The sequence below is a fragment of the Curvibacter delicatus NBRC 14919 genome, assembly GCF_001592265.1.
GTDB lineage: Bacteria > Pseudomonadota > Gammaproteobacteria > Burkholderiales > Burkholderiaceae_C > Hylemonella > Hylemonella delicata.
Genome location: NZ_BCWP01000007.1, coordinates 1 through 20,778, shown reverse-complemented (window position 1 = coordinate 20,778; position 20,778 = coordinate 1). Strand labels below are relative to the sequence as shown.

Sequence of the window (20,778 nt, the reverse complement as noted above, 5' to 3'; positions counted from 1 at the left end):
CCGCGTCCTTTGTCACGATGTCAGTCGCGGCAGGTCCCCGTGGGCGGCAGACGCCAGCGCCGGCATGGCGCCAGGCTCGCCCACATTAAAGACAGACACCACCTCGGCCAGGCGCTGCGCCTGATCACGCAGGGCAGAGGCCGCCGCCGCCGACTCCTCCACCAGTGCCGCGTTCTGTTGGGTCATTTGGTCCAGATTGGCCACCGCATCGTTCACCAGGGCGATGCCGTCACGCTGCTCGGCAGAAGACACCGTGATCTCACCGATCAGGTCCGTGACCCGCTGCACGCTGCTGACAATTTCGCTCATGGTCTGCCCGGCCTGCTCCACCTGCTTGGAACCGGACTCGACCGTCTCCACCGACAGGCTGATGAGTTCCTTGATTTCCTTGGCGGCCTCAGCCGAACGCTGGGCCAGACTGCGCACTTCTGAGGCCACGACGGCAAACCCCCGGCCCTGCTCGCCGGCGCGGGCGGCCTCCACGGCAGCATTGAGCGCCAGGATGTTGGTCTGGAAGGCAATGCCATCGATCGTGCCGATGATGTCGGCGATCTTGCGCGACGAGTCGGTGATGTGCTGCATGCTGTTCACGACCTGACCGACCACTTCACCGCCGCGGCTGGCGACCTGCGCCGCCGTGGTGGCCAACTGGTTGGCCTGACGCGCCGTGTCCGCCGACTGGTTCACGGTGCTCGTCAGCTCTTCCATGCTGGACGCCGTCTGCTGCAGATTGGAGGCGGTCTGCTCGGTACGGACCGACAGGTCATGGTTGCCGTTGGCAATTTCGCTGGAGGCGGTGGAAACGGATTCCACACCGCTGCGCACTTCCGAGACCAGGCTGCGCAGCTTGCTTGCCATCTCGGACAGGCTGCGTGTCAGCACGCCAAACTCATCTTGGCGGTCATCCCGGATCTGCTGCGTCAGGTCTCCGGCGGTGATGGCCTCGGCAACAGACACGGCCCGTTCCAGCGGGCGTGTGATGGAGCGCACCAGCATGAGGGACAGAACGATGCTCAAGGCAAACACCAGCACGGCACTGATGACCGCCACCAGCTGGACATCGTTGCGGGTCTGCAATGCCGCCTGCCGGGCCTCGTCACGCTGCTTCTCCTGCAACGCGACGTATTTGTCGATGGCCCCCAGGTACTCCACCACCAGAGGGCGGAACTGCTTGTCGTGAAACTCCTGGCGCGCGGCCGGATGACCGGACGTCTTCAGCTCGGCCACCTTCTCGCTCACACCGCGGACTTTGACGCGTGTGCCCGCCACAACCGCCAGGGCCTCCTTGTCGGCCGCCGTGGTGGCACCTTTGTTGATACGCTCCTGCACGGGCGTGATGCGGGCCGTCAGTGCGGCCACCCGGGTGTCGAAATCCTTCTGCAGCTCTTCGTCGGTCGTAATCAGGCTGGCCATGGACATGGACACCGCCAGTTCGGCCAACCCGCGCCAGGTCACCGCATTGGTGATCGAGTCCTCATACTTCTGCACCAGCCGTTCGGCCTCGTCTGTCGTCTGCCGGGTCCGTACTTGTGTCCATGTTGCAACGGTGAACATCAGCAACAACAGTCCCAGAATGACGCTCCAGAGTTTGTAGGACACGCGCAGGTTATTGAATTTCATTTCTGACTCCTTTGAGGTCAGCTTATGCCCAGCCTCCCAAAACAGAGGTCAAGCACGTGACAGGAAATCCCTGAATTTGTTTATATTTTTTATATTGATCATTTTCGCTCAAAAAAAGAGCCGAATGTCTACCGGCTGTCTGCCAACGGCGGCGGACTTCCGGCGCGCCTGTGGCGCCCCTGTCAAACCACCGCAATGCGGTTACGGCCTTCGGCCTTGGCCTTGTACAGGGCCGTGTCGGCACGCGCCAGCAGCACATCGATCTGGGCATCATCCGGTCGGTTGGTCGTCACGCCAATACTGGCCGTGATGGGCGGCAGCCCGGTCGTCGGCTGCGCGACCGCCGCACGGATACGTTCGGCCACCAGCAATGCCTGTTCCTGCGTGGTCTCCGGCAACAACACGACGAACTCCTCGCCGCCGAAACGGCCCAACTGGTCCGGACGTCGCAACAGAGGTGTCAAGCGGTTCACAAAATCGACCAGCACACGATCGCCCATCTGGTGGCCGTGCATGTCGTTGATGGCTTTGAAGTGGTCAATGTCCAGCATCAGCAGGGCCATGCTGCGTCCATGGCGGCGGCAACGCTCCAGCTCCTGCTCACACGCGCCGATCAACGTCCGGCGCACCAGCGCATTGGTCAGGGAGTCGTGAGACGCAGAGTGCTCCAGCAGCACGCGCAGCCGATCGCTGGCCATAAGGATGAGACCGACCCCCAGCGCAACGGTGAGCAAGGCATTCATCACGACGTACAGCGTCTGCACGCGTGTCGGATCGAGCAGGTGTTCGTTCGGCAATGGCAGCCAGGCCGACAGGAAGCGCAACACCAGGGTGCAGGTATGGATCAGCAGCACCACTGCGGTAAATCGGGTCGAAAACACCTCCGGCCCATGACGCCAGATCAGCACGGCCAGCGTCATCTGGATATAGGCCCAGAGCAGGGAAACAATCAGGATGCGAGCGGTGAAGCTGGGCTCGACGAGGGTGTACCAGGTCAGAAGGGGCAGGGCCGCCAGGATCAGCCCGATGCGCGACAGGTAAGCCGGGGCCAGACCGAAAAAATGCCGAGCCCCGAAATAGAACATGGCAATGCCGGTCAGCAACAGGCCATTGGCAGCAACAACAGACACCAGATCAGGAATCTGGCCGCGCGCGGCAAACAGCAGCGTCGACACGAAGCTGGCCACCGGAGCGACCGCCCACCAGCCCAGCCCCTGGATGGATCGGGGATAACTCAGGCGCAGGAACAGAAACACCACGGCCAGCAGCAAGCCCATGATGCCGCTCAGGAGGATGATGGAGCGCAGGTCCAACCCCATCATGCAACCACCACCTCAAACCACCGTTTCGGAAAAATCACTGTTTGCCGGAAAGTCATCCTCAACCCAGCAGATCCGAATCACGGCGTGGCGCGCGATCGAGGTGGTAGAGGAAAAACACCAGCAAAAAGGTGGCGCCGACGATCCACAAGGGGCCAAACAGCCAGAACAGCAGCGGCACCGTGAAGTAATAGGCCCGCATGCCGACACGGTAGAAGATGGCTGCGCGATTGAGCTCCGCCCCCACATGCGCCGGCCGTGTGCAGTCGAGCGCCAGATCCTTCTGCACATTGATCTGGTAGCCGATGTGGTGGTACAGCCGCATCGACAGGCAAAAAGCGAAGAAGGCGAACAACAGGTCAAACAGCAGGATGAGCAGCTTGAACAGCCACATTTCCGAACTGTTGGTCCCCAGAACGTTGAGTGCGTGCCAGGTCCCGATCAGCTTGTCGCCCTGGGCACTCAGGGTCAGCACACCAATGATCAGCAGAATGGCCGTGGAAGCCATGAAGCTCGATGTCATGGTGGAATTGCGCAGGGTCTGCACCGCCAGGATGTCGCGACCGTCGCGCATCACGCCTTCGACCCAGGCGGCACGGGCGGCGTTCATGCCATACAAGGCGCTGGAAGCCGGGTCGCGCCGGTTACGCCAGCGCAAATACATTTGGTACGCCGCCACAGCCGCCACACTCAGGGCAAAGCCGGCAAGGTCATAGACATGCGTCGAGATGAAATCAACCATGGGGGCATTGTGCCAGCACGCAAAGCCTAAAATGAAGACGTGACATCCATCCTCAACGCCGATCTGCACTGCCACTCCGTCGTCTCCGACGGCACCCTCACGCCGGAAGAATTGGCCGCACGGGCCGCCAACAATGGCGTCGAGCTGTGGGCACTGACCGACCACGACGAGATCGGTGGCCAGCACCGCGCTGCAGCCGCAGCCCGTGCACAGGGGATGAAATACCTCACCGGCGCCGAGATTTCCATCACCTTCGCAGGTCAGACAGTGCACATCGTCGGTCTGGGCTTCGACCCCGATGACACGCGCATGCAGCAGGGCCTGTACCAGACGCGTGGTGGGCGTGGCCAGCGCGCCATGGCCATGTCGGACAGCCTGGCCGCAGTCGGCATCCGCGGCGCCTACGAGGGCGCCCTCCAGCACGCCGGCAACCCTGAACTGGTCTCGCGTACCCACTTTGCCCGCTTTCTGGTGGAGGCCGGCATCTGCCGTGACACCAATGAGGTTTTCCGCAAATACCTGACCGAGGGCAAGCCCGGCTTCGTGCCGCACCGCTGGGCCACACTGCGCGATGCCGTGGGCTGGATCGTTGATGCCGGCGGCGTGGCGGTGATTGCCCACCCGGCGCGCTACAGCTTCAGCGCCAACGAGGAATACGCGCTGTTCAGCGAGTTCAAGGCACACGGCGGCCAGGCTGTGGAAGTGGTGACTGGCAGCCACACCGCTGCCGAGTACGTCAAATACGCCGACATGGCGCGCGAGTTCGGCCTGGCGGCCTCGCGTGGCAGCGACTTCCACAGCCCCGACGAATCGCGCACCGACCTGGGTGCCCTGCCCTACCTGCCCGGCGGGTTGACGCCGGTGTGGGAGTTGCTGGCAGGACGGATCCAGTGAGCCGGCACCGGGCAGCCCCCAAGGCCACCGCGGCCGCTCCGGGCCGCAGCGATCAGCAGCAGACACCCGTGGGACCCATCTGATGCCGAGACACAACCTGGCCGGCATGTTGCTGGCGCTTTCTGCACTGGCCTGCTTCGCCACACTGGATACCACCACCAAGTACATCACGCTCAGCGTGCCCTTGCTGCTGGCGCTGTGGTTCCGCTACATTTTCCAGGCCGTGGCCACCACCGTCGTGATGCTGCCGCAACGCGGCCGCAGCCTGCTGCGGACCCAGCGCCTTTTCCTGCAATGCCTGCGCGGCGTGCTGCTGTTCGTCACCAGCCTGTTCACGTTCCTCTGCCTCAAGTACATGCCGGTGGGCGAATTCACCGCCATCGCCATGATCACCCCGCTGGTGGTCACCCTGCTGGCTGCCACCACGCTGGGCGAAAAGGTCTCGCCGCTGCGCTGGGCACTGGTGGCGGGCGGTTTTGTCGGCACGCTGATCATCATCCGGCCCGGCAGTACGCTGTTCGGCTGGCCCATGCTGCTGTCACTGGTACAAGTCGCGGCCTACTCGGCCTTCCAGATCCTGACCAGCCGGCTGGTGAAGACCGAAGACGCCGTGACCATGCACTTCTATACCGGCTGGGTCGGTGCGTTGCTGGCGTCGCTGGCGCTGCCCTTTGCCTGGGTCCTGCCGGCAACAGGGGGCCAATGGGCCGGCTTGCTGCTGATGGGCGCCATGGGTGCGGCGGGCCACTTCCTGCTGATCCTGGCCTACCGCCGCACCGCGGCCGCCACACTGACGCCCCTGCTGTACGCCCAGATCGCCTTTGCTATGCTGGGCGGCTGGCTGGTCTTCTCTCATGTTCCCGACGGCTGGGCCCTGCTGGGCATGGCCATGATTGCCTTCTGTGGGGCCGGCAGCGCCTGGCTGGCCGTGCGTGAGAGCCGCCTGCAGTTGGAGCCGATGGAGGTCTGATGGCACAGTATTTCGAAGTTCACCCCGACAACCCGCAGTTGCGCCTGCTCAAGCAGGCGGCCGCCTTGCTGGAGAAAGGTGGCGTGCTGGCCGTGCCGACCGACTCGAGTTATGCGCTGGTCTGCCACCTCGACGACAAGGCTGCGTCCGACCGGCTGCGCAGCATCCGCGGCGTGGATGACAAGCACCACCTGACGCTGCTGTGCCGCGACCTCAGCGAGCTGGCCAATTACGCGCGTGTCGACAACCGGCAGTACCGCCTGCTCAAGGCCGCCACACCGGGCCCGTACACCTTCATCCTGGAGGCCACCAAGGAAGTGCCCAGGCGCCTGAGCCATCCCTCACGCAAGACCATCGGCCTGCGCGTGCCGGACCATCCGGTGTTGCACGCGCTGCTGGCACTGCACAGCGAGCCTTTGCTGGCGACCACCTTGATCGCGGCCGGCGAATCTGATCCGATCAATGACGCGTCCGAGATCCGGGAGCGCTACGAACACCAGATTGCCGCGGTCATCGACGCCGGTGCCTGCGCGCATGAACCCACCACCGTGGTCGACCTCACCAGCGGAGAGCCGCTGGTGCTGCGCCAGGGCCGGGGTGACCTGGCCACCCTGGGCCTGTGACGTCCTGCAGCGCCCCTTCCTCACTCTGAGACAATTGCACCCGTGGATATTGCCCATCTGATTCAAACCGTTCTCATCTACGCCCTGCCGGTGTTGTTTGCCATTACCGTGCACGAGGCGGCCCATGGCTACGCTGCACGCCATTTCGGCGACAACACGGCCGCCATGATGGGCCGCATCACCCTCAATCCGGTCAAGCACATCGATCCGGTCGGCACCATCCTGATGCCGCTGCTGCTGTACTTCGCGACCTCAGGGGCTTTCCTGTTCGGCTACGCACGGCCGGTGCCGGTGCGTTTCGACCGCCTGCGCCACCCCAAACGCGACATGGTCTGGGTGGCGCTGGCCGGCCCGGGCGCCAACCTGCTGCAGGCGCTGCTGTGGGCGGTGCTGATGTACGTGCTGCTCGGTCTGGACGTGAACGAGCGCTTCTTCCTTGAGATGTGCAAGGCCGGTGTGCTGGTCAACGTGGTGATGTTCGCCTTCAACCTGTTCCCGCTGCCGCCGCTGGATGGCGGCCGCATCCTGATCGGCCTGCTGCCCTGGCGTTATGCCGCCCTGCTGGCGCGCATCGAGCCCTGGGGCTTTTTTGTCGTCATGGCGCTGGTGATTCTGGGCGTGGTCAGCACGCTGTGGATGCAGCCCATCATGGCCTTGACCTACGGCCTGCTCGACATCCTGCTCACCCCCCTCTCTTTCCTGATTCGTTGAGACTTCCCGCCATGCGTTCCACTCGTGTTCTGACCGGCATCACCACTTCGGGTACGCCCCATCTGGGCAACTACGTGGGTGCCATCCGGCCCGCCATCGCCGCCAGCCGTGCCAGCGGGGTGGAGAGCTTCTATTTCCTGGCCGACTACCACGCCCTGATCAAGATCGACGAGCCGGCACGCATCCAGCGCTCCACGCTGGAGATCGCCGCCACCTGGATCGCCGCCGGCCTCGACCCCGAGCGCGTCACCTTCTACCGCCAATCCGACATTCCGGAAATCCCGGAGCTGACCTGGTTCCTCACCTGCGTCTGCGGCAAGGGCCTGCTCAACCGCGCCCACGCCTACAAAGCCTCGGTCGACAAGAACAACGCCGCCGGTGTCGACCCGGACGCCGACGTCACCGCCGGCCTCTTCATGTACCCGGTGCTGATGGCGGCCGACATCCTGATGTTCAATGCCCACCGCGTGCCGGTCGGGCGCGACCAGATCCAGCACATCGAGATGGCACGCGACATGGCCGCCAGCTTCAACCACCGCTACGGCGAGCACTTCGTGCTGCCGGAAGCCGCCATTGAAGAATCGGTGGCCACGCTGCCCGGGCTGGACGGGCGCAAGATGAGCAAGAGCTACGACAACACCATTCCGCTGTTCGCGCCACGTGAGCAGCTGAAGAAACTGATCGCTGGCATCAAGACCGATTCACGTGCGCCAGGCGAGCCCAAGGACACCGAGGGCTCCGCGCTGTTCCAGATCTACCAGGCCTTTGCCACCCCGGATGAAACCGTCGCCCTGCGCCAAGCCTATGCCGACGGCATTGCCTGGGCCGACGCCAAGCAGGTGCTGTTCGAACGCATCGACCATGAGATCGCACCGATGCGCGAGACCTACGAGTCCTTGATGCGGCATCCGGAGCGGCTGGAAGACCTGCTGCTCGCCGGTGCGGCCAAGGCGCGCGCCATCGCCACCCCCTTCACAGCCAAGCTGCGCCATGCCGTCGGCCTGCGTGACCTGCGCGCGCAAGGCACCGAGAAGCAAGCCAAAGCCGCCAAGGCAGCCCTGCCGTCCTTCAAGCAATACCGTGAAAGCGACGGCCAGTTCTACTTCAAGCTGGTCGATGCGCAAGGCAAACTGCTGCTGCAGAGTGCTGCTTACGCCAGCCCCAAGGACGCCGGCCAGGCCATCCGGGCCTTGCAGCAGGACGATGCGGCACTGGCCCAATTCGCGCCCGTTGGTGGCATCAGCCAGCAGGAAGTGGCCCAGGCCTTGCACCAGCTGCGCGACGTCGCCTGAGCACTGCTACAATAGCGGTCTTTCGAGACACCCCGGAGAGGTGGCAGAGTGGTCGAATGTACCTGACTCGAAATCAGGCGTAGGGGCGACCCTACCGAGGGTTCGAATCCCTCCCTCTCCGCCAGACAGCCAATAAAAACGGGCCTTCACGGCCCGTTTTTATTTCCATCCGCCGTCAGGCGGATATCACACGGATCTTTTGGGCTGCCGCTCTTGCCCTGGCCAGGGCATTGCTACCCTTTGCCAGCGCAACCGCCATGCGACGATAAGGGCGCGTGCTGGGCTTGCCAAAGATCCGCACGTCAATACCTGGCTCGCTCATGGCATCCGCCACACCCGAGTAGCTCGGGTTGGTGCCATCCTGCGTTGCCAAGACGACTGCGCTGGCACCCTCGGTCGATTCGATCAGCGGTATCGGCAGCCCGAGAACAGCGCGTGCGTGAAGATCAAACTCGCTCAGGTTCTGGCTGATCAAGGTCACCATGCCCGTGTCATGCGGGCGCGGGCTCAGCTCACTGAAGATCACTTCGTCTCGGGTCACGAAGAACTCCACACCGAACAAGCCCGCACCGCCCAGGTCCGATGTGACTTTTTCAGCCATCTCCTGTGCAGCTTTCAGGTAGTCCAGTTTCATGGCTTGCGGTTGCCAGCTGTACTGATAGTCGCCACGCTCCTGTACGTGACCGATCGGGTCGCAGAAAAGGGTTTTCCCGTTGCGCTGCCGGATGGTGAGGAGCGTGATCTCGAACTCGAAATGGATGAACTCTTCAACGATCACCTTTTGCCGATCCCCACGCATGCCTTGGCAGGCATAGTCCCAGCTGGCCTGGATCTCCGAGGCACTTCTGGCGACGCTCTGGCCTTTGCCGGAGGAGCTCATGACGGGCTTGATGACCACCGGGAAGCCAATCGCCTGGGCCTGCGTCAACAAGTCCTGCGCTGATTCCGCGTAGCTGAATTTGGCCGTGCGAACCCCCAAACCGACGGCCACATCCCTGATCCGGTCGCGGTTCATCGTGAGGTTGGCTGCCCGTGCGCTGGGAATGACCTCAAACCCCTCTTGCTCGACTTCCAGCAGAACCTCCGTTCTGATCGCTTCAATTTCAGGGACGATCAGATCGGGTTGGTGCTGATGGATCGCGGCCCGCAAAGCGGCCTCATCAAGCATGCTGAACACGCAGCTTTCGTCCGCCACCTGCATGGCTGGAGCGCCCGCATAGCTGTCGCAAGCCACCACATGGCAGCCCAGGCGTTTTGCGCTGATCACAAATTCTTTACCGAGTTCACCGGAGCCGAGAAGCAAGATTTTTTTCATGTCTGAAGATGGGAAATACCTGACGCCTAGGATTGTGGCCCATCTCCCGCCCTGTTCCGGCAACAGCTTGCCGTCAGAAGACGGGGCCATGCCTTCTGTCAGGCTGATCACGGGGAATCGCCCACCGTCCTCGCAGGAGGGGGATGCGCTTTTGTCCCGTCTGCGCTAGAGTGCGCAGACCATTTCATCCCAAGGCTGCCATGCGACCCCTCACCCGTCCCGCATTCATGCTCGCCATGACCCTGTTGACAGGGTGCTGGTTCAACACATCCCTGGCCCAAGCGCCTGCACGGGAAAGTACCGATGAGGTGGATATTGCCGCCATCAAGCCGCCGCCACGTGATGTCAAGGACATCCTGCGTGTGCTGGAACAGGGCAAGGTCGACCTGACCGAAATTGAACAGGCCCGAAAAATCCTGGCCCTGCCCCAACCGGCGCCAGACGCGGACAACCCGACCTGGAACAACTTCCATTTCAAGCGCGCTCTGGCCAACCAGAAGCTGGGCCGGATGAGTGAAGCTGTGGCCGAGATGCGGGTCGCAGCGCTTGAGCGTCGCCTGAGCGATCCCAAGCTGGAAATCCGGGACTTGATCGATCTGTCTGTGCTGGAGAGCTTCTCCGGCAATATGGCAAACGCCATCAGCGCCTTGGACAAGGCCAAAAATATTGTGCGCGGCCTACCGCAGGCAGGTGGTTTCCTGCTGACGATCAATCGTTTGCTGGTGATCAATCACGCGGCCGTGGGCAATTTTGAAATTGCCAAAACAACGCTCACCGAGATGGACAACCTGCTGAACCGTCTGCGCCGCGCCCCCTCGGTGGCTGAGTACATCTCCATCTGGGAAGCCAATGTGGAGAGTGCGCGTGGCACCCTCCAGTGGCAGCAGGGCCTGTGGGTCGAAAGCGAACGTTCTTTGCGCAAAGCCTTGCGCCTGCTGAACCAGAACTACCAGGCGGCCAAGAACAGCGCCACCAAAGCGGACGATCTGGGGAGTGGCGAGAGGACCTACAGCGACGGCACCAACAATCCCCGGATGCATCTGTCCCAGATCATCTTGCGCAACATGAACCTGGCCGATGTCCTGTTGCAGCAAAGACGGCTGATCGACGCCGAGTTCTATGCCCGCGAAGCCTTGCAACTGGCCCTGGACAACTTCGGCCGCAACTCCACCGATGTGGGCAAGGCCTTGGCCACGATGTCGAAAATCGTCTCTGAGCAAGGGCGCTTTCCGGAAGCGGTTCTGCTGGCACAAGCCTCGCTGAAAGCCCACACCGAGAGCGGCATCACCGATGAATCGCGCGTCATGGCCATGGCACGAAAGTTCTATGCCACGGCGCTGGTCGCCGATGGCCAGTACCAGGCCGCCGACAAGGTCTTCAACGAGATGATGGCGGGCGTACGCAAGGATCCGGCCCTTGAAAAGACCTTCCGCCCGGACGATCTGGACTGGGTGCTGGCCATGCAGAAAATCGGCAAGCAGCCCGAAGCCCTGGCCATGGCCGAACACATGCTGAAGCGATCCGAGGCCCAGTCCGGCAAGAGTTCGCCGCGCACCGCCTTGATTGCAGCCTTCCATGCCGTGTCATTGCAGAACCAGGGCAAGCTGAAGGAAGCCCATGCGGCATTTCGTGAAGCGGCGCCGACGCTGGTCGACCAGACGCGCAGCGATGCCGAGAACGATACCGCCAGCATCAAACAACAGCAACGTACCACCTACCTGTTCGAGAATTACGTCGCCTTGCTGGCCCGGATCGCCCAAAGTGACCCGACCCAGGCACAAACCGCGGCCGCCGAAGCGTTCCGCGTCGCCGATCTGGCCAAAAGCAGCGGCGTGCAACGGGCTTTGACCGCCAGCGCCGCACGCGCCAACATCAAGGACCCGTTGCTGGCCCAACTGGCGCGCAAGGAACAGGATCTGCAACGTCGCGTCAACTCCTTGTCGGAACTGCTGACCGGCCTGCTGGCCGCCCCGCCTGAGCAACAGCTGCCGTCGGTACAGGCCAAGATCCGGCAGGACATCACGACGTTCAAAGCCGAGCGCGAAACCCTGAAAAAGGAGATCGAGCGCAAATATCCTGATTACGCCGAGATGGTCGAGCCCAAACCGGCGACGGTGGAGCGCACGCGCGCCCTGCTGCGCGCCGATGAAGTGCTGGTGTCGTGGTACTTCGCCGAGAAGGAGGCCTATGTCTGGGCCATCAGCCAGCACGACATTCCGCTGTTCAAGGCAGTGGCACTGGGGCGCAGCGAGATGGCCAAGCAGGTCAGCCACTTGCGCCGCGCCTTGGATCCTGGTGTGGCGACGATCGATGAAATCCCCCCCTTCGACGTGAAGGCGTCCTTCCTGCTCTACCAGCAGATCCTGGCGCCGGTGCAGGAAAGCCTCAAAGGCAAGAAAGTCCTGCTGGTGGTACCGCATGCCGAACTGGGACAGCTGCCGCTGTCGGTCCTGGTCACGCAGGACACAGCGGCTGCCGGCAAGCCCGCCGTACCGTTCGCCAGCTACAAGGCCGTGCCTTGGCTGGTGCGCGACATCGCCATTGCCCAGCTGCCCTCGGTCACGGCGCTCACCGCCTTGCGCAACACGCCGCCGGGCAACCCCAACCGCGGGAACTTCATCGGCTTCGGCGACCCCTTCTTCAGCGCCGAGCAGTACCGCAGCGCCGAGAAGGCACAAGCTGCCAGATCGACGCAGCTGGCCACGCGCGGCCTGCCCCTGAACCTGCGCAGCGCGCCCAAGACAGCGGGTGTCAGCTCTGCGGAACTGGGCCTGTTGCCGCGCCTGCCGGATACCAAGCAGGAAATCCTCGAAATCGCCAAAGTGCTGGGCGCGGCACCTTCTGATGTCTACCTGAACCGGCAGGCCAGCGTTAAGGCTGTCATGGAAGCCGATCTCTCGAACCGCAAAGTGGTGATGTTCGCCACCCACGGCCTGGTGCCGGGAGAACTCGACGGCCTGAGCCAACCGGCCCTGGCGCTGTCATCGCCCGAGGTGACCGGCGACCAGGATGACGGTCTGCTGACCATGGACAAGGTGCTGACCCTCAAGCTCAATGCCGACTGGGTGGTGCTCTCGGCCTGCAACACCGCATCTGGCGAAGGTTCGGGCTCGGAGGCCGTGTCCGGCCTGGGCCGTGCCTTCTTTTTTGCTGGCGCCAAGGCGCTGCTGGTCTCCAACTGGCCGGTCGATTCCGTGGCAGCCCGTCTGCTGATGACCGACCTGTTCCGGCGCCAGCAGACCGGCGACAAGGCGCTGGCGAAATCCGACGCCCTGCGCCAGGCCATGCTGCAGCTGATCGACCAGGGCGGCATGAGCGACGGCAAGGCAATGAAGTATTCTTATGCCCATCCCCTTTTCTGGGCACCCTTCATGGTGGTTGGCGACTAGCCCCAGGCGCGATGCGCACGGGTGGCTGGGCATGATCTTTTGTGCAAGTGTTGAATGATTGGAGGTAAACATGATTCGTTCTGTCCTGGCTTCTGCGCTTCTGTCTGGTCTGCTCGCCCAGGGTACGGCTTTCGCCGCTCCCCTGATCACTGCCAAGGAGGCTGCCTTGCCTCCGGCCGCGGGCGCCCTGGCCACGCGCGGCATTTCGCGCGGCCCCGCCATCAAGATGGTGTCGCCCGAGCCGGAGGCAGCGGTCAAATCGCCGTTCAACCTCAAACTCAATTTCGAAGCCCGCGGCGGCGAGAAGATCGACCCCAATTCGGTCAAGGTGGTCTACATGAAATCACCGTTCGTGGACCTGACCTCGCGCCTGCAATCCGCCATCACCCCGACTGGCATCGACTTCCAGCAAGCCGAAGTGCCGCCGGGTGAACACACCCTGCGCGTCACCGTCAAGGACAGTGCTGGCCGCGAGACCAACAGCACGATGACCATCGTCGTCAACAAATAATGAAGTGTCCGTATTGCCTGAGTGACATCGAAGACGAGGCACTGGTCTGCAAGGTCTGCACGCGGGACCTTTATCTCTTCAAGCCGCTGCTGGAAAAAATCGCCAAGCTGGAGGGCCAGCTGGCGGCTGTGGCAGACCCTGCCAGCTTTGATGCGCGCATTCGTGATCTGGAACAGCAGCTGGCCAGTGCCCATGAGCGGCTCCACCCCGTCCGCACAGGGCCGCTGGCTTTTTTGCTCAACCTGACCGTCTTCATCCTGCTGCCTCTGGGCCTGCTGTTGCTGTCGCACTGGCTGATCACCATCGCCCTGGACACCAACCTGCTGTACCTGCGCATCATCTCGATCGCCGTGCCCCTGCCTTTTGGCTTGGTGCTCTTTCTGCGCCGTCGGCGCGCGGTCCTGCCCTGGTTTGCCGGCACCGTGTTTCTGGCCATTGCCTCGGTCATCGGCATGAGCTGGATCACCAGCCTGGTGGATGGCACGCCTGTGCTGCCGCAAAACGCCTTTGAGTGGCGCGAATACCTTGAATATGCCGCCAGCATCTCCTTCAGCTTCCTGACCGGCATGCTGCTCGGTGGCGTACTGCATTCGCGCAGTCACCGGCCGGCGGGGAAACTTCGCGACACCTTGCTCATGTCAGTCATCTCCCGCCTGGTCGGTGGCAATCTGACACCGCAACAGCTCGGGACCTTGATCAAGAAACTGGAGGAGTACGGCAGCTCGATCGTGGCCGTGGGCACCACGGCCGTATCGATCTACACCGGCCTCAAGGGCGTACTGGGCAGCTGAAAGACACCGCCGAGAGACTCCTTTTTGCCAGCACGATCTCGCCCCCGTAAGGCCCTGCCATCCTGACCCGCACCCGATGCCATCCCACGGATGGCTCTCAACGCTTTGCCATTTGAACGATTCCATGCTCTCCACCCAGGACAAAACCCGCATCGACGACACCCGCATCTCGTGTGTACGCCCTCTCATGACCCCGGCCTTGCTCGAAGAGCGCCTGCCCGCCAGCGAGCAACAGCTGGCCCTGGTGGAGCGCTCGCGGCAAGACATCTCTGCCGTGCTGCAAGGGCGGGACGACCGGTTGCTGGTGGTGGTGGGGCCCTGCTCCATCCATGACCATGAGCAGGCCCTGGCCTACGCCCGGCTGCTCAGGCAGGAAGCCGACAAGCATGCGAAAGACCTGCTGGTGGTGATGCGTGTGTATTTCGAGAAACCCCGCACCACCGTTGGTTGGAAGGGCTACATCAACGACCCGCACCTCGATGACAGTTTCGCCATGAACGAGGGTCTGGAGATGGCGCGCAAGCTCCTGCTCGACGTGGTGGACCTGGGCCTGCCCGTGGGCACCGAGTTCCTGGACCTGCTGAGCCCGCAGTTCATCAGCGATCTGGTGAGCTGGGGCGCCATCGGCGCGCGCACCACCGAAAGCCAGAGCCACCGCCAGTTGGCCAGCGGCCTGTCGTGCCCGGTCGGCTTCAAGAACGGCACCGACGGCGGCGTCAAGGTGGCCGCCGATGCCGTGGTGGCCTCGCGTGCACCGCATGCCTTCATGGGCATGACCAAGATGGGGCAGGCCGCCATCTTCGAGACCCGCGGCAACCAGGATGTGCACATCATCCTGCGCGGCGGCAAGGCCCCCAACTATGCGACCGCCGACGTGGATGCCGCCTGCCAGGTGCTGCAGGCCTCCGGCCTGCCGCCGCAGGTGATGATCGACGTCTCGCACGCCAACAGCAGCAAGCAGTACCAGCGGCAGATCGAAGTAGCCAAGGACGTGGCAGCCCAGATCGCCGCCGGCGACCGCCGCATCATCGGCTTGATGATCGAGAGCCACCTGCACGAAGGCCGGCAGGACCTCGTGCCGAACAAACCGCTGGCCTACGGCGTATCCATCACCGACGCCTGCATCAGCTTCGAACAGACCGTGCCGGTGCTGGAGACCCTGGCACACGCCGTGCGCCAGCGCCGGCAAGCCTGAGCCGCAAGTCGCCAGAAACAACAAACCCCGCACATGGCGGGGTTTGTTGTTTCTGTTCCGCCTGGTCGGCGAACAGCTCAGTCCTGCGCCGGCTCGTCCGTCGGAACCTCCGGCCAGACAAACACCACGCGCGCCGGCTCCCCCTTCTTCAGCACGATCCGCTGCTGCAGCACTGTGCCGTTCAGTGTCGCTTCGACCACATAGATACCCGGTACCAGTCGGAGCAGAAGAAAGGGCCCGTCGGCCTGCATCTGCAGCAGCAACTTGCCATGTCCATCCCGAAGGCTGACCTTCGCATCCGCGGTGTAGACCGAACGCTGCCATCTCTTGGCCGAGAACAGCAATGTCAGGGGCCACTTGCGGCTCTCGGCATCGATCGCGGTGGATTCCTCCAGGCCGATGCCCCCACTCAGGTATTCGATGCCGCCTTGCTGCTGCACGGTGGGCAGGTCACTGGCGTTCGCCAACGGCAGCACCCCGCAGCCCGCAAGCAAAACCACACCCCACATGAAACGACGGGACAACAATGAAGTCATGATGCTTCTCCCTTGAATAAACGAATGACTCGGTACGACACTTCCGCGGTTCACCTTCTGAATGCCGGCGGCACTTGCCGGCCGTCGTGCCGGCTCAGGGCCGTGATGACTTGAGCTGCTTGAGGTCCGCCACGATCTCGGCCGAATGGCGCGAGGTATTCACCGACAGGTAGACCTTGGCGATCTGGCCCTGTGGGTCGATGAGGAAGGTGTAGCGCTTGGCAAACTTGAAGAGTTTCCAGTCCGAGATGGCGCCATAACGCTGCGCCACGTCGCCTTGCGTGTCGGCCAGCAAGGGAAAAGGCAGCTTGTACTTCTGGGCGAAGGCCGCGTGCGAGGCGCTGTCGTCCACGCTGATGCCCACCACCTCGGCGCCGAGTGCGCTGAGCTGTTCCCAGTCGTCGCGGAAGGTGCAGGCCTCTTCGGTGCAGCCGGGCGTGTCATTCTTGGGGTAGAAATAAAGCACCAGCCACTTGCCGCGCCAATCGGCCAGGCGGCGCAGCTTGCCGCCCTGATCCGGCAAGGTGAAGTCCGGCGCGGGCTGGCCCACGGCCGGCACGGCGGCCTGCACACTGGCTGCGCCCAGGGGCAACAGCAGGCACAGCGCGCGCCGCAGGCGGGAGATCACGGCCGCAACTCCTTCAAGCCGCCCATGTAGGGCTGCAGGGCGGACGGAATCTCAACGGTTCCGTCCGCGCGCTGGTAGTTTTCCAGCACCGCCACCAGCGTGCGGCCCACGGCCAGACCGGAGCCGTTGAGGGTGTGCACCAGCTCGTTCTTGCTCTGGGCGCTCTTGAAGCGGGCCTGCAGGCGGCGCGCCTGGAAGGCTTCGCAGTTGGAGACCGAGCTGATCTCGCGGTAGGTGTTCTGTGCCGGCAGCCACACTTCCAGGTCGTAGGTCTTGGCGGCGCCAAAACCCATGTCGCCGGTGCACAGGCTCATCACACGGTACGGCAGGCCCAGCTTCTGCAGGATGGCCTCGGCATGGCGCGTCATCTCTTCCAGAGCCTCGTAACTCTTCTCGGGGTGCACGATCTGCACCATCTCGACCTTGTCGAACTGGTGCTGGCGGATCATGCCGCGCGTGTCGCGGCCATAGGAGCCGGCTTCGGAACGGAAACACGGCGTGTGCGCCGTGAACTTCAATGGCAGTTCGGCCTCGGCCACGATCTCGTCGCGCACGAAGTTGGTCAGCGGCACTTCGCTGGTGGGGATCAGGTAAAGCGCCGCGTCTTCCACCACCTCACCTTCCTGGCCGCCCTTCTTGGCGGCAAACAGGTCGGCTTCGAACTTGGGCAGCTGGCCGGTGCCGCGCAGGCTGTCGGCGTTGACGATGTAGGGCGTGTAGCACTCGGTGTAGCCGTGCTCCTGCGTCTGCACGTCGAGCATGAACTGGGCAATGGCGCGGTGCAGGCGGGCAATGCCGCCCTTCATGACCGTGAAACGCGAACCGGTGAGCTTGACGCCGAGGTCGAAGTCCAGCCCCAGCGGCGCACCGACGTCCACATGGTCCTTGATGGCGAAGTCCATGGCCTTGGGTGTGCCCCAGGAGCGCACCACCACGTTGCCGGTCTCGTCCGCGCCCACCGGCACGCTCTCGTGCGGCAGGTTGGGCACGGCCAGCAACAGGGTCTGCAGTTCGGCCTGGATCTGGTCCAGCCGGGCGGCGGAGCTTTCCAGCTCGGCCTTGAGGGCGCTGACCTCGGCCATGGCAGCTTCGGCCTGGGCATGCTCGCCCTTGCCCTTGAGCGCGCCGATCTGCTTGCTCAGGGTGTTGCGCTTGGCCTGCAGCTCTTCGGTGCGGGTCTGGATGGTCTTGCGTTCGGCCTCCAGGGCACGGAAGGCGTCCACATTCAGGAAGGCTTGCGGTTTTTTGCGCGTCTCCAGACGGGCAACGACCGAATCGAGGTCTTTACGGAGCAGGGTGATGTCTAGCATGGCTGAATTGTAGGTCGGCTGGCCAATGGGGCACAGTGGGTCAGAGATCGGTCTTGAGGCCCTTGGGCAGGGGAAATTTGACCGTTTCCTCGATGCCGTCCATCTTGCGCACCGACACAGCGCCGAAGGCCTTGATGCGGTCCACCACCTGGCGCACCAGGATGCTGGGCGCCGAGGCCCCGGCCGTCAGGCCGACCCGGCCCTTGCCCTCGAACCACTCGGGCTTGAGCTCGTCGGCGTTGTCCACCATGTAACTCTCGGTGCCAAGCTTTTGGGCCACTTCACGCAGACGGTTGCTGTTGGAGCTGGTCGGGCTGCCGACCACGATGACGATGTCCACCTGCGGGCTCAGCAGCTTGACGGCATCCTGCCGGTTCTGCGTGGCGTAGCAGATGTCCTGCTGCTTGGGTTCGCGCACGTTCGGAAAGCGCGCTTTCACCGCCGCCAGAATGCCGGCCGCGTCGTCCATGCTCAGCGTGGTCTGCGTCACCACCGCCAGCTTCTCCGTCTGCGCCGGCTGCACACGCGCCACGTCGGCCACGTCCTCCACCAGGTGAATGCCACTGTCGAGCTGGCCCATGGTGCCTTCCACTTCGGGGTGACCTTTGTGGCCGATCATGATGAACTCGTAGCCTTCCTTGTGCAGCTTGGCCACCTCGATGTGCACCTTGGTCACCAGCGGACAGGTGGCATCGAACACATGGAAACCACGCTTGGCAGCTTCCTGCTGCACCGCCTTGCTGACACCGTGCGCCGAAAAGATCAACGTGGCACCGGGCGGCACGTCGTCCAGCTCCTCGATGAAGATCGCGCCCTTGGCCTTCAGGTCGTTCACCACATAGGTGTTGTGCACGATCTCGTGGCGCACATAGATCGGCGCGCCGAACTTGTGCAGCGCACGTTCGACGATCTCGATGGCGCGGTCGACGCCGGCACAGAAGCCGCGCGGCTCGGCCAGGATGATTTCGTCCAGCATCACAGCACCCCGAGCAGCTGCACTTCAAACGTCACCGGCTGTCCCGCCAGCGGGTGATTGAAGTCGAACAGCACGGCGCCGTCCTCGCGCACCTGCAGCACCACACCGGCAAAACGGCCCTGGCCGTCGGGCGTGGGGAACTGCACCACGTCACCCAGGCTGTACTGCTCCAGCGGGTCACCCATCTCGGTCAGCACCTTGCGCGCCAGCCATTGCTGCATGTCGGGGCTGCGCTCGCCGAAAGCGGCACCCGCCGGCAACTCGAAGGTCTGGCGTGCCCCCTCCTCCAGCCCGATCAGGCACTGCTCCACCGCGGGGGAAAGCTCCCCCGTGCCCAGCGACAGCGTGGCCGGCTTGCCCTCGAAGGTGTTGATGATGTCACCAGCCGGGCCGGCCAGGCGGTAATGCAGGGTCAGGAAGGAGCCTGCCTGGACGCGGGGAGGGGTGGAGGTCATATGAAGTCCCTATAAACTGGCCTCTATTGTAAAAACCCCGGCCCACCCCGCTTCTGATGCCGCTCAAAGACCTTCCTCCCGACGCGCGCCCGCGTGAAAAGCTGCTGGCCCGCGGCCCCGGCGCCCTGAGCGACGCCGAGCTGCTGGCCCTGCTGCTGCGCACCGGGCTGGCCGGCAAGGGCGTGCTGCAGTTGGCACAGGAACTGCTGGACGCCAAGACCGGTTTTGGTGGCATGGCCGGCCTGCTGCACGCCACGGCGGACGACCTCCAACGCATCAAGGGCCTGGGGCCGGCCAAACGGGCCGAACTGGTGGCCGTGCTGGAGCTGGCCCGGCGAGCCATGGCCGAGCAGTTGAAGGAACGCGCTGCGCTGGACACACCGGAGGCCGTCAAGCACTACCTGCAGCTGCACCTGGACGCCAAGAAGCACGAAGTATTCGCCGTGCTGTTTCTCGACAGCCAGCATCGCCTGTTGGCGCTGGAAGAGCTGTTCCGCGGCACGCTGACGCAGACCAGCGTCTACCCGCGCGAGGTGGTGCTGCGCGCCCTGCACCACCATGCCGCTGCCGTGGTGCTGGCGCACAACCACCCCAGCGGCACGGTGTTGCCCTCGCGCGCGGACGAGGCACTGACGCAGGCGCTCAAGGCTGCGCTGGCGCTGGTGGATGTGCGCGTGCTCGACCACGTGATCGTCGCGCCCGGGCAGGCACTCTCCATGGCCGAGCAGGGGCTGGTGTGATGGTGAAGGTCAAATCGCTCGCTGACCTGAAGCAGGTCAAGAAGGCCATCGAGGCACAGGCCAAACTGGAAGCCGAGCGCAAGGCGGAACGCGAACGCGCCGCGCGTCAGGCCACGGCCGACAAGGACCTGTTCATCAAGGCCGCGGGAGCCGTCAAACCCTTGAACGACAAGCGCCAGGCGCTATTGAAAAAAGAGCAACCCAAACCCATCCCGGTGCAGCGCGAGCGCGACGAACAGGCGGTTCTGCAGGAGGCCATCAGCGACGAATTCGACGTCAGCACCTTGCTCGACACCGATGAACACTTGAGCTTTCGCCGCCCCGGCATCGGCCCGGACGTGACGCGCAAACTGCGTCGCGGCGACTGGGCCATCCAGCGCGAGATCGACCTGCACGGCCTGCGCACCGACGAAGCGCGCAGCGCGCTAGGCCAGTTCATCCGCGACGCCCGCAAACATGGCATCCGCTGCGTGCGAGTGGTGCACGGCAAGGGCCTGGGCTCGCCGGGCAAGACGCCGGTGCTGAAGAGCCGCGTGCACAGCTGGCTGGTGCAGAAGAAGGAAGTGCTGGCCTTTGCGCAGGCCAAGCCGGCGGAAGGTGGGGCTGGGGCACTGGTGGTGCTGTTGCAGCCGACAAGTTGAGACGCCGAAGGCATAGAGGAAATCTAATGCTCAGTTTTGCACTCTTGGAGCACGAATGCCTTGTGCCGTTAAAGCCATATTTGCAATCAATCGGGCTAAAGGGATTAGCCGCACTCTGGG

Annotated in this window: 20 protein-coding genes and 1 tRNA gene; 12 read left to right on the top strand and 9 right to left on the bottom strand. The window is 63.6% G+C overall.

Features of this window, described 5'->3' with window-relative positions:
- Nucleotides 1–12: 12 nt before the first annotated feature.
- The 3 genes from CDE01S_RS05040 to CDE01S_RS05030 form a co-directional block, all read right to left on the bottom strand.
- Nucleotides 13–1,620, bottom strand: a complete 1,608-nt coding sequence (locus CDE01S_RS05040) for a methyl-accepting chemotaxis protein (protein ID WP_066704613.1) — start codon at nucleotides 1,618–1,620, stop codon at nucleotides 13–15.
- A gap of 182 nt (nucleotides 1,621–1,802) precedes the next feature.
- Nucleotides 1,803–2,942, bottom strand: a complete 1,140-nt coding sequence (locus CDE01S_RS05035; protein WP_066704611.1) for a GGDEF domain-containing protein — start codon at nucleotides 2,940–2,942, stop codon at nucleotides 1,803–1,805.
- A gap of 58 nt (nucleotides 2,943–3,000) precedes the next feature.
- The gene (locus CDE01S_RS05030) at nucleotides 3,001–3,681 is read right to left on the bottom strand and encodes a DUF599 domain-containing protein (RefSeq protein ID WP_066704608.1); all 681 of its coding nucleotides are present in this window, start codon (nucleotides 3,679–3,681) and stop codon (nucleotides 3,001–3,003) included.
- A gap of 39 nt (nucleotides 3,682–3,720) precedes the next feature.
- Here CDE01S_RS05030 and CDE01S_RS05025 point away from each other — a divergent pair, with 39 nt between their 5' ends.
- From CDE01S_RS05025 to CDE01S_RS05000, 6 genes are all read left to right on the top strand, one after another.
- Complete coding sequence (locus CDE01S_RS05025; RefSeq protein WP_066704606.1) at nucleotides 3,721–4,575, top strand: 3',5'-nucleoside bisphosphate phosphatase; 855 nt, start codon at nucleotides 3,721–3,723, stop codon at nucleotides 4,573–4,575.
- Between the two features lie 82 nt (nucleotides 4,576–4,657).
- On the top strand, nucleotides 4,658–5,545 hold the full coding sequence (locus CDE01S_RS05020; protein WP_066704604.1) for a DMT family transporter: 888 nt from the start codon (nucleotides 4,658–4,660) through the stop codon (nucleotides 5,543–5,545).
- Complete coding sequence (locus tag CDE01S_RS05015; RefSeq protein ID WP_066704602.1) at nucleotides 5,545–6,168, top strand: L-threonylcarbamoyladenylate synthase; 624 nt, start codon at nucleotides 5,545–5,547, stop codon at nucleotides 6,166–6,168. The genes CDE01S_RS05020 and CDE01S_RS05015 overlap by 1 nt, the downstream gene beginning before the upstream one ends.
- Nucleotides 6,169–6,210: 42 nt before the next feature.
- Nucleotides 6,211–6,879 (top strand): site-2 protease family protein, encoded by a 669-nt coding sequence (locus CDE01S_RS05010; RefSeq protein ID WP_066704599.1) that lies wholly within the window; start codon nucleotides 6,211–6,213, stop codon nucleotides 6,877–6,879.
- 11 nt (nucleotides 6,880–6,890) lie between these two features.
- Nucleotides 6,891–8,171: a tryptophan--tRNA ligase gene (locus tag CDE01S_RS05005; protein WP_066704598.1), complete on the top strand. Its 1,281-nt coding sequence runs from the start codon at nucleotides 6,891–6,893 to the stop codon at nucleotides 8,169–8,171.
- Between the two features lie 34 nt (nucleotides 8,172–8,205).
- Nucleotides 8,206–8,295, top strand: a tRNA-Ser gene (locus CDE01S_RS05000).
- A gap of 51 nt (nucleotides 8,296–8,346) precedes the next feature.
- Here CDE01S_RS05000 and purT read toward each other — a convergent pair.
- Nucleotides 8,347–9,486 (bottom strand): formate-dependent phosphoribosylglycinamide formyltransferase, encoded by a 1,140-nt coding sequence (gene purT, locus CDE01S_RS04995; protein WP_066704596.1) that lies wholly within the window; start codon nucleotides 9,484–9,486, stop codon nucleotides 8,347–8,349.
- 200 nt (nucleotides 9,487–9,686) lie between these two features.
- On the opposite strand from purT, the gene CDE01S_RS04990 reads away from it, so the two are divergent.
- The 4 genes from CDE01S_RS04990 to CDE01S_RS04975 all read left to right on the top strand — a co-directional run bounded on the left by CDE01S_RS04990 (nucleotide 9,687) and on the right by CDE01S_RS04975 (nucleotide 15,372).
- On the top strand, nucleotides 9,687–12,875 hold the full coding sequence (locus CDE01S_RS04990; RefSeq protein WP_169802239.1) for a CHAT domain-containing protein: 3,189 nt from the start codon (nucleotides 9,687–9,689) through the stop codon (nucleotides 12,873–12,875).
- Nucleotides 12,876–12,945: 70 nt separating this feature from the next.
- Nucleotides 12,946–13,386 (top strand): hypothetical protein, encoded by a 441-nt coding sequence (locus tag CDE01S_RS04985; protein WP_066704592.1) that lies wholly within the window; start codon nucleotides 12,946–12,948, stop codon nucleotides 13,384–13,386.
- Nucleotides 13,386–14,177, top strand: a complete 792-nt coding sequence (locus CDE01S_RS04980; protein WP_066704590.1) for a hypothetical protein — start codon at nucleotides 13,386–13,388, stop codon at nucleotides 14,175–14,177. Before CDE01S_RS04985 ends, CDE01S_RS04980 begins: the two co-directional genes overlap by 1 nt.
- Nucleotides 14,178–14,301: 124 nt before the next feature.
- The gene (locus CDE01S_RS04975) at nucleotides 14,302–15,372 is read left to right on the top strand and encodes a 3-deoxy-7-phosphoheptulonate synthase (RefSeq protein WP_157077046.1); all 1,071 of its coding nucleotides are present in this window, start codon (nucleotides 14,302–14,304) and stop codon (nucleotides 15,370–15,372) included.
- A gap of 77 nt (nucleotides 15,373–15,449) precedes the next feature.
- Here CDE01S_RS04975 and CDE01S_RS04970 read toward each other — a convergent pair whose 3' ends face one another.
- The 5 genes from CDE01S_RS04970 to CDE01S_RS04950 all read right to left on the bottom strand — a co-directional run bounded on the left by CDE01S_RS04970 (nucleotide 15,450) and on the right by CDE01S_RS04950 (nucleotide 19,277).
- Nucleotides 15,450–15,908, bottom strand: a complete 459-nt coding sequence (locus tag CDE01S_RS04970; RefSeq protein ID WP_157077045.1) for a T9SS type A sorting domain-containing protein — start codon at nucleotides 15,906–15,908, stop codon at nucleotides 15,450–15,452.
- Between the two features lie 94 nt (nucleotides 15,909–16,002).
- Entirely contained in the window at nucleotides 16,003–16,536 is a 534-nt protein-coding gene (locus CDE01S_RS04965; RefSeq protein ID WP_084382744.1) for a peroxiredoxin, read from the bottom strand.
- On the bottom strand, nucleotides 16,533–17,846 hold the full coding sequence (gene serS, locus CDE01S_RS04960; RefSeq protein ID WP_066704583.1) for a serine--tRNA ligase: 1,314 nt from the start codon (nucleotides 17,844–17,846) through the stop codon (nucleotides 16,533–16,535). The genes CDE01S_RS04965 and serS overlap by 4 nt, the downstream gene beginning before the upstream one ends.
- Before the next feature lie 40 nt (nucleotides 17,847–17,886).
- Nucleotides 17,887–18,822 (bottom strand): 4-hydroxy-3-methylbut-2-enyl diphosphate reductase, encoded by a 936-nt coding sequence (gene ispH, locus CDE01S_RS04955; RefSeq protein WP_066704581.1) that lies wholly within the window; start codon nucleotides 18,820–18,822, stop codon nucleotides 17,887–17,889.
- Entirely contained in the window at nucleotides 18,822–19,277 is a 456-nt protein-coding gene (locus CDE01S_RS04950; RefSeq protein ID WP_066704579.1) for an FKBP-type peptidyl-prolyl cis-trans isomerase, read from the bottom strand. The genes ispH and CDE01S_RS04950 overlap by 1 nt, the downstream gene beginning before the upstream one ends.
- 56 nt (nucleotides 19,278–19,333) lie before the next feature.
- On the opposite strand from CDE01S_RS04950, the gene radC reads away from it, so the two are divergent.
- Nucleotides 19,334–20,017 (top strand): RadC family protein, encoded by a 684-nt coding sequence (gene radC, locus CDE01S_RS04945; protein WP_066704577.1) that lies wholly within the window; start codon nucleotides 19,334–19,336, stop codon nucleotides 20,015–20,017.
- Complete coding sequence (locus CDE01S_RS04940) at nucleotides 20,017–20,658, top strand: Smr/MutS family protein (protein ID WP_066704571.1); 642 nt, start codon at nucleotides 20,017–20,019, stop codon at nucleotides 20,656–20,658. Before radC ends, CDE01S_RS04940 begins: the two co-directional genes overlap by 1 nt.
- The last annotated feature ends 120 nt before the right edge of the window (nucleotides 20,659–20,778 follow it).

Bases quoted from the DNA above. Each gene is read 5' to 3' on its own strand.
- CDE01S_RS05005 (WP_066704598.1), top strand. From the start codon at position 6,891: ATGCGTTCCACTCGTGTTCTGACCGGCATCACCACTTCGGGTACGCCC.
- CDE01S_RS05020 (WP_066704604.1), top strand. From the start codon at position 4,658: ATGCCGAGACACAACCTGGCCGGCATGTTGCTGGCGCTTTCTGCACTG.
- CDE01S_RS04985 (WP_066704592.1), top strand. From the start codon at position 12,946: ATGATTCGTTCTGTCCTGGCTTCTGCGCTTCTGTCTGGTCTGCTCGCC.
- CDE01S_RS04990 (WP_169802239.1), top strand. From the start codon at position 9,687: ATGCGACCCCTCACCCGTCCCGCATTCATGCTCGCCATGACCCTGTTG.
- serS (WP_066704583.1), bottom strand. From the start codon at position 17,846: ATGCTAGACATCACCCTGCTCCGTAAAGACCTCGATTCGGTCGTTGCC.
- CDE01S_RS04950 (WP_066704579.1), bottom strand. From the start codon at position 19,277: ATGACCTCCACCCCTCCCCGCGTCCAGGCAGGCTCCTTCCTGACCCTG.
- ispH (WP_066704581.1), bottom strand. From the start codon at position 18,822: ATGCTGGACGAAATCATCCTGGCCGAGCCGCGCGGCTTCTGTGCCGGC.
- CDE01S_RS05015 (WP_066704602.1), top strand. From the start codon at position 5,545: ATGGCACAGTATTTCGAAGTTCACCCCGACAACCCGCAGTTGCGCCTG.
- CDE01S_RS04940 (WP_066704571.1), top strand. From the start codon at position 20,017: ATGGTGAAGGTCAAATCGCTCGCTGACCTGAAGCAGGTCAAGAAGGCC.
- CDE01S_RS05030 (WP_066704608.1), bottom strand. From the start codon at position 3,681: ATGGTTGATTTCATCTCGACGCATGTCTATGACCTTGCCGGCTTTGCC.
- radC (WP_066704577.1), top strand. From the start codon at position 19,334: ATGCCGCTCAAAGACCTTCCTCCCGACGCGCGCCCGCGTGAAAAGCTG.
- CDE01S_RS05040 (WP_066704613.1), bottom strand. From the start codon at position 1,620: ATGAAATTCAATAACCTGCGCGTGTCCTACAAACTCTGGAGCGTCATT.
- CDE01S_RS04975 (WP_157077046.1), top strand. From the start codon at position 14,302: ATGCTCTCCACCCAGGACAAAACCCGCATCGACGACACCCGCATCTCG.
- CDE01S_RS04980 (WP_066704590.1), top strand. From the start codon at position 13,386: ATGAAGTGTCCGTATTGCCTGAGTGACATCGAAGACGAGGCACTGGTC.
- CDE01S_RS05035 (WP_066704611.1), bottom strand. From the start codon at position 2,942: ATGATGGGGTTGGACCTGCGCTCCATCATCCTCCTGAGCGGCATCATG.
- CDE01S_RS04970 (WP_157077045.1), bottom strand. From the start codon at position 15,908: ATGACTTCATTGTTGTCCCGTCGTTTCATGTGGGGTGTGGTTTTGCTT.
- purT (WP_066704596.1), bottom strand. From the start codon at position 9,486: ATGAAAAAAATCTTGCTTCTCGGCTCCGGTGAACTCGGTAAAGAATTT.